Below are 13462 nucleotides of genomic sequence, written 5' to 3' on the forward strand. Positions count from 1 at the left end.
AATATTTGGAATCCATGAACCGATTGGTTTGTAGGTTACTACTTCTGTAGCATCTTTTGAATCCGCAGTTACTTTTGTAGTTGGTACACTTGCTTTGTCAGCTAAGTATCCTTTAACTACTGGTGATTTAACTTCAGCTAAGTCTTTAGCTTCTGACCAGTCTCCGTATGTAACTTCTCCTGTCACCAAGTTCACTTTTGCTTCACGTGTGAATTTAGCTTCTTGTGTTACTGTTTTCGGAGTTCCGTCTTCGTTTAATACTGGAGTTCCATCTGCGTATACGTAAGTAATAGTACGTGTGACAGTTTTGTTTAGATCTTTTTCTTCTAATCCAGCTGGGTATTTAGGTCCATCTGGATTATTTGGATCTACTGGAGTTCCTGGTGTTTTCGGTTGATCTGGTGTTACTGTAACTTCTTTAGCTTTAAGTGTTACTTTGAACTCTTGATCAGTATCTTTATCTTTATCGAACTTGCCACCTTCTGGGTATGTATTAGATACTAATTCATAGCCTTTGTTTTCAAGTTCTTTGATCTTAGCTTTTACTTCAGCTTCTTTTGTAAGTGGTGTATCTGAGTCACCTTCTTCAGTAATAGCGTCAACACCTGGAATTGGGTTTCCTTTTTCATCTACGAAAGTAGTCTTAGCTTTTTGCGTATCCTTCACATAGTTGATTGGTGTGTCTTGACTTGGATCTGTTGGAAGATCTGGTACTACATATCCTTTTGTTGGATCTGTTGGATCTACTGGTTTAAGTGGATTTCCATCTTTATCCTTAGGTGTGAATCCTTCTACGTATGGTAATGTTTCTGTTGGTTTACCTGGTTTTGTTGGATCATCTGGATTATTTGGATACTTGATTGGAGTTGTTGGTTGTCCTGGAATGTTTGGAATCCATGAACCGATTGGTTTGTAGGTTACTACTTCTGTAGTATCTTTTGAATCTCCAGTTACAGTTACTACAGGAACACTTGCTTTGTCAGCTAAGTATCCTTTAACTACTGGTGATTTAACTTCAGCTAAGTCTTTAGCTTCTGTCCAGTCTCCGTATGTAACTTCTCCTGTTACCAAGTTCACTTTTGCTTCACGTGTGAATGTAGCTTCTTGTGTTACTGTTTTCGGAGTTCCATCTTCATTTAACACTGGAGTTCCATCTTCGTACACATAAGTGATCGTACGTGTAACAGTTTTGTTTAGATCTTTTTCTTCCAAGCCAGCTGGGTATTTAGGTCCGTCTGGGTTGTTTGGATCTACTGGAGTTCCTGGTGTTTTTGGTTGATCTGGTGTTACTGTAACTTCTTTTTGTTTAAGTATTACTTTGAACTCTTGATCTGTATCTTTATCCGTATCGAACTTACCACCTTCTGGGTATGTATTAGATACTAATTCATATCCTTTGTTTTCAAGTTCTTTGATCTTAGCTTTAACATCAGCTTCTTTTGTTAATGAAGTTTCTGATCCACCTTGTTCTGTAATTTCAGCTACTCCTGGAATTGCATTTCCTTTTTCGTCTACAAATGTTGTTTTCGCTTTTTGGATTGCTGTATATTTAACAACATATTCGTAATCTTCATCTGTAGCTGTTGTTGCTTGTACTGGAACTTTTTCTACACTTGCGATGTAACCTTCTTTTTGAGGTACTGCAAGTTCTGGAAGATCAGTGCTTTGTCCATCAGTTCCTTTCCAGTTAATATAAACTGGTCTGTCATTAGAGTTAATTACCGCTTTACCTTCTGCAGTTAACTTGATTGCACCTGTGTAGCTTACAGTTTGTTTTTGTGATGGGAATACATCAGTACCCGCTAAGCCTGCAACATTATCAGCGTATACAAATTTAATTGTACGGTTTACTTCTTCTACTTTTGTTTTCTTAACATAATCATACTCTGCTGGGGTAACAAATGCAGATCCATTTATACCTTTAGCTTTTAATTCTTCTTCAGAATATAAATCTCTTGCTCTTGTCTTCGTAACACTTAGTGTTCCTTTTACGTTTTCAGGAGGAAGATCTGCAAGAATGTATTCTTCTCCATTAACTTCTTTAACTAAGTCTACGTGATCATTACTTACATCATATTTGTTTCCAAGCACATTAGTATAATCTTTTGAACCATCTTCACTTAAAGGAATATTCCCCGTATATCTTGTTGGTTCGAAACCTATAACTTTACCTGTCACTAAATCTTTGAATGTTCTAACAACAGCTCCTGTTGGCGGCTCACCTTGAACTTTACCGTCACCATTAACACTCCAACCGTTTGGCACTTTAGTTACAACATCTTCTTTCTCACCGTTAACAGATTCTCCACCTGATACAGTAAGAGTTGCTGCAGTTTTATCGTTTCCTACATAACCTTGTTTAATTAATCCATTTTCATAAGTAATATTAGAATATTCACTTGTTAAGGTTTTGTCTTTTATTACTTTTTCAATACCTAAAGATTGAAGAGGCATAGAGACTATAGAATCTTCTTGAATAGTTCCTTCTGTAACAGTAAGTTCTAATTCCGTTGGTGAAATTAATCTAGGTGTTAATGTGAACCCACTATCTCGACCATCTTGTAAAATCCATACATTGTTTTCATTAGCTCTAGCATTAGACCAACGATTTTGTGGGCGATAAGTAATACTATCTCCTTTATTAGGGGTAATAGTAGACGCTGTATTTAATCCATTTACAAAGTTAGAACTTCCTTCAAGTTCTTTAAATTCAGTAAAATCTGCATTAGGAAGTTTGATCGTAAATTTAGATCCTACTCCATAACGAACATCTGAATCCGTTTTTAATACGATTGAATCACTTCTACCTGTTTGCTCATTGTTAAGGTATGTCAATCCATTGTTTTCACTTAGTGATGCACTAGTACCTTGTTTTTGATAGCTAGGTTGTTGACCTTTTCTTGTATAAGTATGTTCCAGAACCGTACGCCCATCAATTTTAATAGTTGCTGTATACGGAGTGTCTTTTGAAATTTGTGGAGCTAAATATCCATTACCCGATAAATTACTCGCTCCAAACGACACATTCGGATAGTCTTTTACTTTATCATTCCACTCGATGTTGTAAGTATATGTTCCAGTTTCGTTAGCTACCGCTGGTTGCTCAGCAACACGTTGGTCATAAGTCATACCACGTTGTGTACGTTGTGCCCAATATGGTACAGATTTGTTATTGTTGTTTCCTGTAGTTGTTTTAAAGTCGATAGATTTAACTTTACCAACTACTGTTCCATCTGTCGCTCTGATTTCTGTATTTACAGCCAAACCAGCACCTAGCTCAGCTAAGTTAGTAAGTTCAATTTTTGTAATAGAACCCGCTTTAAGAGTTGATGTACTAATAGTAGTATCAAATCCCCATCCTGTAGGAGCCGTATTATCTGCATTCATATCAACATAAGCATTTGTTACAGCATTAACTGTTTCTCCATCTTTAAAAACATCTTTACCTGTAATTTTTGACGCAGTAGCAGCTAATACCGATTCTACTTTACCTGCATGACCTGCACGTTTCATTTCAGCATAGACTGCTTCGATTGCAGAAGAAAGACGGTTCACTTGGGCTACCATCTGGTCTTTAGAAGCATCAGATGAAAGTAATCCTTTAGATGCTACTGCTTCAATCTTGACTGCAGCAATTGCAGCTGACAATTTTTGTTTAGATGCATCATCTTTCACTTCTTTATCTGAGAAGTTTGAGGCTACTGTTGCCATAACATCAGCTTCTGAAGTCAATTGAGTAAGAACTGTCTTCACTTCATCTTGTGCTTTTTCTGTTGTAGCTTTTTCAGATGTTTCTTTGTCAGTTTTTTCTTTAGTTGCTTCTTTTTTGTTAGCTTGCTCTTTAGCTGGCTTTTCTTTTTCTGCTTTATCGGTAACTTCTTTTTCTGCTACAGGCTTAGCTTCAGTTTTAGCGTCTTCTTTTACTTCAGGTTTTTCATCTGCTTTTACAGCATCAACCTTTAATTCTGGAAGTTCCTCAACAACTGGTGTTGTTATGGCTGAATCAGGTTTCTGTTTATCAGAATTTGTAACTTCTGGAGTTTTTGTAGAAGCAGTACTTGCTTCATCAGCTTTAACAGCATTTGCTCCTAAAAGAAGAGCAGTTCCCAAAAGAACACTAGCCGCACCAAAACTATACTTACGAATAGAAAAGCGCTGAGCTCTTCTACCATGGTATTTTTCCATTCTTGAATACATGGTTTCTCCTTTTTATCTCAATCTAAAAGTTTTACGTTTACATATAAATCTATATGTTTGTTTTTAAAAAACAACTGTATTAGTTTATCATAAATAAAGTTAGCTCGTCAATAAATATGTCTCATTTATACTCGGTTTTTTTATATTATTTTTGTGTCCTAGATACAAAAAAATGATATTATCAGCTCTTTCTAAATATGCTTATATATATATATATATATATTGCATAAAAATGCATCAAAGAAGTCAATTAAGCATCATCTCAAAAATGAATCTATACTATTTCTTCGATTTTAACATCAAAAAAGAAGATGACGAATCATCTTCTTTAACTATAATAACTTTAGTTACGGTTTAATACGGTGCAACATACGTGGGAATGGAATAGCTTCACGGATGTGTTTTGTTCCTGCTGCGAAGGTTACCATACGTTCGATACCGATACCAAATCCACCGTGTGGTACTGTACCGTATTTACGAAGGTCAAGGTAGAATTCATACTCTGTACGATCCATGCCAAGTTCTTCCATCTTAGCGACAAGGGCATCGTAGTCTTCCTCACGCATAGAACCACCGATGATTTCTCCATAGCCTTCTGGAGCAAGCAAGTCTGCACAAAGCACGCGCTCTGGATTCCCAGGAACTGGTTTCATGTAAAATGCCTTGATGGCTGCTGGGTAGTTCATGACAAAAGTTGGCACACCAAAGTGGTTTGAAATCCAAGTTTCATGTGGTGAACCAAAGTCATCACCATGCTCAAGATGTTCGTAGTCAGCGTCCTCATCATTCTCATGCTCTTGCAAGAGGTCAATAGCTTGATCATAAGTGATGCGTTTGAATGGCTCTGCAATGTAGCGTTTCAAGAGCTCTGTATCACGTTCCAATGTTTCCAAGGCTTGAGGTGCACGGTCAAGAACACCTTGAAGAAGAGCTTTTACATAAGCTTCTTGCAAGTCAAGTGACTCATCGTGTGTCAAGTATGAGTATTCTGCGTCCATCATCCAGAACTCAGTCAAGTGACGGCGTGTTTTTGATTTTTCAGCACGGAATACTGGACCAAAGTCAAAGACACGGCCAAGGGCCATAGCTCCTGCTTCCAAGTAAAGCTGACCTGATTGGCTCAAGTAGGCTGGAGTTCCGAAGTAGTCAGTTTCGAAAAGTTCTGTTGAATCTTCTGCCGCATTTCCTGAAAGGATTGGGCTATCAAACTTCATGAAGCCGTTCTTGTCAAAGAACTCATAAGTTGCATAAATGATAGCGTTACGGATTTGCATCACCGCTACTTGCTTACGAGAGCGTAGCCACAAGTGACGGTTGTCCATCAAGAAGTCTGTTCCGTGTTCTTTTGGTGTGATTGGGTATTCTTGAGATTCACCAATCACTTCGATGTCGGTAATGTCCAACTCATAGCCAAACTTAGAACGTTCGTCTTCTTTTACAATCCCTGTCACATAAACAGACGTTTCTTGGCTCAAGCGTTTGATAACATCAAACTTCTCAAGTCCCACTTCTTCACCAAATTTTTCTACAAAATTTGGTTTAAAGGCCACACCTTGGAAGAAGGCTGTTCCATCACGCAATTGCAAGAAGGCGATTTTCCCTTTTCCTGATTTGTTGGCAACCCAGGCGCCAATCGTCACTTCTTGGCCAACATAGTCTTTTACATCAATAATCGTTACACGTTTTGTCATTATTTTTCCTTTTCTTTTTCTTTTATTTTTCCATAAATGCTTTCAAGCGTTTAACTGCTTCTTTAAGCGTGTCTAGGTCTGTCGCATAGCTGAGACGCACATTTTCTGGTGCTCCAAATCCTGCTCCTGTTATGAGTGCCAAACCAACTTCCTCAAGAATAGCTGTTGTAAAGTCAGTCACATCCGTATAACCTTTCATCTCCATGGCTTTTTTAACATTCGGAAAGAGATAGAAAGCTCCTTGTGGCTTAACGACTTCAAAACCAGGGACCTCACATAATAGCGGATAAATGGTATTGAGACGCTCCTCAAAAGCTTGACGCATGATAGCAACAGAATCCTGTGGTCCTGTTAAGGCTTCAATAGCCGCATATTGAGAAACAGATGTCAAATTTGAAGTTGTTTGTCCCGTCAATTTACTCATAGCTGCAATGATTTCAGAATCACCTACTGCATAACCAACTCGCCACCCCGTCATGGCATAGGCCTTAGATACACCGTTGATAACAATGGTTTGCTTACGAATTGCTTCTGATAGACTTGAGATTGGAACAAATTCATTTCCATTATAAACAAGGCGACCGTATATATCATCTGCTAAAATCAGAATGTCATGCTCAACTGCCCAATTCCCGATAGCTAGTAATTCTTCACGAGTATAGATCATACCAGTCGGATTAGATGGTGAATTGAGAACCAAAACCTTTGTCTTATCTGTCCTAACTAGTTCTAGTTGATCCACCGTGACTTTAAAATCATTATCTTCTTTAGCTTGAACAAAGACTGGAATCCCTTCTGCCATCTTGACCTGGTCTCCATAACTAACCCAGTATGGAGTTGGAATAATAACCTCATCTAAAGGATTGATTACAGCCATAAAGAAAGTATAGAGGGAAAACTTGGCGCCTGTGGCAAAGGTAACCTCATTACTTGCGACAGAATAGCCATAGTAGCGCTCGAAATAGGTATTCACCGCAGCTTTTAATTCTGGTAAACCTGAAGCTACTGTATAGAAGGAAGCCCGTCCTTCTCGAATAGCTTTAACTGCTGCATCCTGAATATTTTCAGGAGTGTGAAAATCTGGCTGTCCCAAGGTCAAGAAAAGGACATCCTTACCTTGAGCTTTTAAATTTTTTGCTCTCGCATCACTAGCTAGAGTGACACTTTCTTCCATTTCTAAAACACGCTTGGATAGTTTCATAAGCCCTCCTTATTGACCAATGCTCCTGTTTCAAAATCTACTAGATAAAAATCAGAGCCTGACTTGACTTCCCAGATTGGCTTTTCTTGATGACGGCCAAAGGTAGTCTTGTCAATCTCACCAGCTCCTTTTTCCTTAGAAACAGCTTCTGCTTTTTCTTGTGAAACACCTTGATTTAGCTGATAAACGTAAATCTTATGGTCATCTTTTCCAATCAGGACAGCAAGCGCTTCTTGCTGTTTATTACGACCAAGAACGCTGTAATAAGATTCCAAGCCATTGTACAAATCAACCTGATCAGCCTGCTCTAATCCTGCATACTGCTGAGCTAATTTTTCTCCTTCACTTTTAGCTGTTTGATAGGGTTTCATACTTAGAAACACTAGATACAGAAAGGAAGCGCTGATAACCACAAACAAAATCGTCATCCCTAGACCATACTGCCACAGTAGATTATTTTTTGCTTTGTTTTGTCTTTTTTTCACTCGTCTATTTTACCATCTATTGGGCTTTATTACAAGAGAATGCAAAAACAAACCTATATTATTTCTTCCTTAAAACAAAACAGATTTTTCTTGTTTAAAACCGAGCAAGAAAAGTAAAGACACAAGCGAAATCAAGATATTAAAAAACCTGAGCTTGGCACTCAAGTTTTCAGAAATTCTTTTAATTTATGGAATCATTTTATCATCTATTCTTTTAGCTATTTTTCCTAAAAAGATAGCCAGTAGAAGGCTAATCATGACTAAAAAGAATCCTAGATAAAGAAATGTTACTACAAAGCCTAAATTGTCAATCAACCACCCTGTCAGTGGAAAGAAGACAATCATACTCAGGCTAAACATCATAGAGTAGACACTCAGCATGGTTGCCCTTACTTTACTTGGAAGGCGCTCTTGCAAATCATTGTCAAAAATCGGCTGAAAAAGAGCATATAGAGCATTGCTAATCAAATAAATCAAAATATAGATTAGAGGTGTTCCAAAGTAGGACAACGTATAGGTGATTCCAGTCAGCAGGACGAGGATCGGGAAAAGCTTCAGGGCAGCATATTTCTTTCCAATTTTACTCGCTAGATAGACTGCAACGATATTCAAGAGACTACCAAGTAGCATAACTGCTGAAATTTGCCAACTACTTAGATCAGGTAACTGATTTTGATAATAAAAATAAAACATGCACATGAGTACTCCGACAATCTGAGACAAAATCATCCAGTTAAAAAGCATGGGATTTCGCTCCAACTCATCCCTAACAGTCCAAATAATCTGTTTCATGGTCACACTATCAGCTTTTTCTAGCTTGACACTGGGCTCTTTCAGCATCCAAATCAGGAAAAGAACTATGATAGAGGTAGCAATCATGATATAGTAGGTCAGGTGCAATTGACCATGGACAAAAAATCCCGCTAAAACGGTCCCCAAAGACCGAGTTCCTTCTGCCACTCCTGATATGAAACTTGAAATGGATAGATAGCGTTCTTTTAGTCCAGCCTCTACAGCCGAGTCATAGACCATTGCTGCGCTTGTTCCTGAATCAAAATTATAAGACAAGGCACTCACCACCATTGCTAGTGCATAAATCCAAAAATTTCCCTGACCAGCCAACATGAGAATAGAAGACACAATTCCTGCTATACGACTTAAATAAAGGTTGGTCTTATAGGAATAACGATCAGCCAACATTCCAGATGGAATTTCACAGAGAAGACTGGTCGCATGAAAGATACTTTCCAGGAGTCCAATCTGCCAAAGAGACATTCCATTTTGACTGAGAAAGAGAATCCAAAAGCTGGTAATCCCTAAAAAAGCAAAAAACTCAACTCCGGCCATTAGGCCAATATTTTTCCGATAATTTCTTATTAACATTTTTTCTCCTTTAACAAGTGTATTATTATTTCTTTTGTCCGTCACTTGTTAATCTGTTTCTTACATGATCTCCCCCCCTTTTAAAAGCATTCTTAAAATGCCATTATTTTCGTTTAATTGTTTATGAAATGATACCGGAAAATAACCTTTATTACAAGTTTTCTCGTTTATTTTAGCACTTATGTCATCATATTACAAGAGAATATAGGAATACTCATCTAAGATCAAAATAAACCGGAATCCAAAGTAAACAGTTCTTACTTTTTCAGTCTCAAATAACTAGAGATTCTGCAATTTTATAATTTCAATTAAAATTGAGCAAATTTCTTGCAAGTCCTTTTATTTTGTTGTAATATACTTTATAACAACGAGAAAACTCTCGAAATTTTAAGAAAAAGGAGACACATCATGTCTAAAAAAGTATTATTTATCGTCGGATCACTACGTCAAGGTTCTTTCAACCACCAAATGGCCCTCGAAGCTGAGAAAGCACTTGCTGGTAAAGCGGAAGTTAGCTACCTTGATTATTCAGCTATCCCTCTCTTCAGCCAAGATTTGGAAGTTCCAACTCACCCAGCTGTAGCGGCTGCTCGTGAAGCGGTTCTCGCTGCGGATGCTATCTGGATCTTCTCTCCAGTCTACAACTTCTCTATCCCTGGAACAGTGAAAAACTTGTTGGACTGGCTATCTCGTGCCCTTGACTTGTCGGATACGCGTGGCGCTTCTGCCCTTCAAGACAAGTTTGTCACAGTATCATCTGTAGCCAATGCAGGTCACGATCAACTCTTCGCTATTTACAAAGACCTTTTGCCATTTATCCGTACACAAGTCGTTGGCGACTTTACTGCAGCTCGTGTCAACGACTCTGCTTGGGCAGATGGAAAATTGGTTCTTGAAGAAACTGTTCTAAACTCACTAGAAAAACAAGCACAAGACCTTCTTGAAGCTATCAAATAAACGTCTATCAAATCAATAGAACTCAAACATGACCACCCACTTGGGTGGTTTTTTTGCAACAGTGAAAATATAAAAAAACCTTGAGTATTTCTACTCAAGGTTTTTAGCAGTCTTCCCATCACAGGAAAATAGTTCTTACATCCAATTTGTCTATCACGCATCATTCTCTTTCTAGAAGTTAGTGACTGCTCTTGTAGATTAATCTTCTTTTCTTCTACCTACGTATAAGCTTAATAGAATACCGCTACCTAGAAGAACTGAGATATAATCTGATTGGCTTCCAGTTTCAGGTAATTGTTTCCCATGGTTTTCACTAGCTGGGACATTATTTACCGGTGTAACTGGTTTAGCTGGTGTTGGTTGTACTGGAACTTCTGGAGTTGGTACAACTGGTGTTGGAACTTCAGGAATGTTTGAACCTGGTTTCTCATTGACTTCAGGCATACCTGGTACTCCGCCATTAAATTCTGGAAGTTCATGGACTGGAGGTATTGGCATTCCTGGAACTTCTGGATTAGGAAGTTCATTCACTTCAGGCATACCTGGTACTCCACCATTAAATTCTGGAAGTTCATTTACTGGCGGTGTAGGCATTTCTGGAAGTTCTAGTTCTGGCAATTCATGAACTGGTGGTTCTGGCATTGCAAATTTAGATCCTTCTGGAATATTAGATGTTGGAGGAACTGGTTTGTCATTTGATGGTGTTACTGGTTTGTCTTTACATCCACATTTACCATCTTTACCGTCACGGCCATCACGTCCGTCTTTACCATCTTTAACAACTGTTTTTGTTACAGTTCCGTCAGAATTGATGATTGTGATTGTATGACTACCATCACCATTATCTTCAACAGAAACTTTTGGTGATTTACCGTCTTTACCGTCTTTAATCACCATTTCTGTCTTACTTCCATCAGGATTTGTGATTGTAACTACGTGAGTTCCATCGTTATTATTTTTAACAGTTACAGTTGGTGAAACGCCATCTTTACCGTCTTTACCATCTTTGATAATAGATTTGTACTCACGACCATCAGAATCAACGATTGTTAATGTGTGAGTGCCATCTCCGTTATCAACGATATTCGCTTTTGGTGATTTACCATCAAAGATTGTAGTTGTAGTTTCTTTACCATCAGCTCCTGTCACTTTAATAGTGTGTGAACCATTGTTGTTATCAATAACTTCAAGTTTTGGTTCTTTACCATCACGAACTGTAGTTGTTGTAGTAGTTCCATCAGAGTTAACGATTGTAACTGTATGAGTGCCATCTCCGTTATCTACAACTTTAGCAGTTGGTGATTTACCGTCACGAACTGTTGTTTCAGAAACAGTACCATTACCGTTTTCTACACGGATAGTGTAAGTACCGTCTTGGTTATCTTTAACTGTTGCTACTGGTGATTTACCATCTTTAATGATTGTTTCAGTAGTTGTTCCATCACCATTTAGAACTGAAATCTTATGAGTTCCATTTTGTTCGTCAGTAATAGTAACTTTTGGTGATTTACCATCACGTACTGTTGTTTCAGTTGTAACACCTTCTGGATTTGTAATAACGATTGTATGACTTCCGTCACCATTATCACGAACAGATGCAGTTGGAGTACGTCCGTCAACACCGTCACGTCCATTCTTAACGACAAACTCATTCTTAGTTCCATCTGGGTTAGTGATTGTTACTGTGTGGCTTCCATCTGGGTTTTCTGTTGTAGTTGCTGTTGCAGCTTTACCGTCTTTACCATCTTTGATGACAGCGTTGGTAACATTACCGTCTCCATCTGTAACTTTAACAGTGTGAGTTCCATCGTTGTTATCCGTTACTTCAACTTTTGGAGTTTTACCGTCTTTACCATTCTTAACAACAGTTTCTTTAGTAGATCCATCTGGATTTGTCACAGTGATTGTATGACTTCCGTCTGGGTTTTCTGTTGTTGTGATATTGGCAGTTTTACCGTCTTTACCATCTTTAACAACTGTTGTTGATTCAGAACCATCAGGATTTTGAACTGTGATAGTGTGAGTTCCATCTCCATTATCTTTTGTAGTAATAGTTGGAGCTGAGCCATCACGTCCATCGATACCGTTATAAATATCTTTACTATTTAATACTTTATCGACACCTTCGTCGTATACCCCATTGTCATTAACATCATCATAAACTGTAACACGGATACCATTACGTGTTGGAGTTGAAGCTGCATCTGTAGCACGTCTAGATCTTGAAGGTGAAGTAATGTCTTCTACTTTGATTTTCGGTGCACGGCCATCTTGACCTTTCTCACCTTTCTCACCCTTCTCACCTTTTTCACCAGTAGTTCCTTGAGGTCCGCGAATGTTACCAATCTTGTTCCAAGAACCATTTTCTTTCTTGTAAACATCACCTGTATTGGCATCGATAAATGTATCACCGTCTTTACCATCATTAGCAGTTGGGGCAGTAACTCCACTTAGTAATTCAGCACCATTACGGCCATTTGTACCAGAAGCTCCATCTGTACCATTACGTCCATTTGTACCATTCAAGATATCACTTGTACCAATTAATTCATCCACATCTGGATCGTATTTACCGTTACCATTATTATCATAGTAGGCTGTAATACGAGTACCATCTACTGGTTGTGATGCTGTTGAACCTGTAGATGTAGGTTGTGAACCTGTTGAGTCTGTAGTTGCTGGTTGAGCTGGTGGAGTTACTTCATCTGGATTATCTCCTACACTTCTTGCTCTTCTTGCACTTCTTGATGTTCCAGAAGGTTGTGGATTAGCAGCTAATCCTGCACCTCTTCTAATCGCATCCGCTAATGCATTTAAATCAATATGTGGTGTACGTCCATCTCTACCATTTTTACCGTCATTCACAGTAAATGTCACTGGTTCTTTTCCTGGTGTTGTAATTGTTACAACAGTGCTTTGGCCATCTTTTCCACGTTGAGTAGTGATTGTTGGAGTTTGTCCATCTTGACCTGTTGCTCCTGTTTCACCTTTAGCACCATCTTGAACAAAGACTGTAGTTGGTTGTGAACCATCATGGTTATCAACAGTGATTTCTACACCTTTATGACCTTCTTCATCTTTACGAACAGCTGTTACTGTTGGAGAGACTCCGTCTACTCCATCTTTAATAACTGCAAGAGGTTTTTCAGGGTTCAATGGTTGACCTGGATTTGCTGGATCTTCTTGGTAAACTTTTGTTTCTTTACCATCTTTAACAGTAATTAATGATTTACCATTTTGTCCATCTGCACCTTTAGCACCATCTTTAATCATTTCTGAACCTAATAATTCATCAGTTCCTGGAGTGTACTTACCATCATTGTTTTCATCAGTATAGAATGTCACAATTGTATGAGATGGATTTCCGTTTTGTCCTTCGACACGAAGCAAATCAACTTTTGGAGTTTTACCGTTCAGACCATTTTCTCCGTCCTTAACATTTACTGTAACTGGATCTTTTCCTGGAACAGTGAATGTAATGTCAGTACTATGGCCATCTTTACCTGGAGTTACAGTTACTTCTGGAGTCTTACCATCTTCTCCACGTT

7 protein-coding genes are annotated in these 13462 nt (G+C 38.4%); 1 reads left to right on the forward strand and 6 read right to left on the reverse strand.

Translation table 11 applies throughout. From position 1 onward, the window contains the following. The 5 genes from HMPREF1117_RS08760 to HMPREF1117_RS08780 all read right to left on the reverse strand — a co-directional run. Window positions 1–4197: mucin-binding protein (locus tag HMPREF1117_RS08760; RefSeq protein WP_000287307.1), on the reverse strand; the 4197-nt coding region annotated here is incomplete at its 3' end. A gap of 347 nt (window positions 4198–4544) precedes the next feature. Further along, the gene (gene asnS, locus HMPREF1117_RS08765) at window positions 4545–5888 is read right to left on the reverse strand and encodes an asparagine--tRNA ligase (protein ID WP_000167164.1); all 1344 of its coding nucleotides are present in this window, start codon (window positions 5886–5888) and stop codon (window positions 4545–4547) included. Between the two features lie 22 nt (window positions 5889–5910). Then, complete coding sequence (locus HMPREF1117_RS08770) at window positions 5911–7089, reverse strand: pyridoxal phosphate-dependent aminotransferase (RefSeq protein WP_000777459.1); 1179 nt, start codon at window positions 7087–7089, stop codon at window positions 5911–5913. Next, window positions 7086–7574, reverse strand: coding sequence for a cell wall elongation regulator TseB-like domain-containing protein (locus HMPREF1117_RS08775; RefSeq protein ID WP_000747245.1), 489 nt, complete (start codon window positions 7572–7574; stop codon window positions 7086–7088). Before HMPREF1117_RS08775 ends, HMPREF1117_RS08770 begins: the two co-directional genes overlap by 4 nt. Window positions 7575–7760: 186 nt before the next feature. Further along, a complete protein-coding gene (locus HMPREF1117_RS08780; RefSeq protein ID WP_000908493.1) occupies window positions 7761–8957 on the reverse strand; it encodes an MFS transporter in 1197 nt (398 codons plus the stop codon). Window positions 8958–9365: 408 nt separating this feature from the next. On the opposite strand from HMPREF1117_RS08780, the gene HMPREF1117_RS08785 reads away from it, so the two are divergent. Beyond that, window positions 9366–9914: an NADPH-dependent FMN reductase gene (locus HMPREF1117_RS08785; RefSeq protein ID WP_000039604.1), complete on the forward strand. Its 549-nt coding sequence runs from the start codon at window positions 9366–9368 to the stop codon at window positions 9912–9914. A gap of 198 nt (window positions 9915–10112) precedes the next feature. On the opposite strand, the gene HMPREF1117_RS08790 is transcribed toward HMPREF1117_RS08785, so the two are convergent. Next, the coding region (locus HMPREF1117_RS08790) for a collagen-flanked surface repeat-containing protein (protein WP_000305537.1) at window positions 10113–13462 on the reverse strand (3350 nt) is incomplete at its 5' end.

Origin of the sequence: Streptococcus sp. SK643, assembly GCF_000259505.1 — a bacterium.
Taxonomy (GTDB): domain Bacteria; phylum Bacillota; class Bacilli; order Lactobacillales; family Streptococcaceae; genus Streptococcus.

Coding starts and splice junctions, on each gene's coding strand:
- HMPREF1117_RS08785 (WP_000039604.1), top strand. CDS start 9,366: ATGTCTAAAAAAGTATTATTTATCGTCGGATCACTACGTCAAGGTTCT.
- asnS (WP_000167164.1), bottom strand. CDS start 5,888: ATGACAAAACGTGTAACGATTATTGATGTAAAAGACTATGTTGGCCAA.
- HMPREF1117_RS08780 (WP_000908493.1), bottom strand. CDS start 8,957: ATGTTAATAAGAAATTATCGGAAAAATATTGGCCTAATGGCCGGAGTT.
- HMPREF1117_RS08770 (WP_000777459.1), bottom strand. CDS start 7,089: ATGAAACTATCCAAGCGTGTTTTAGAAATGGAAGAAAGTGTCACTCTA.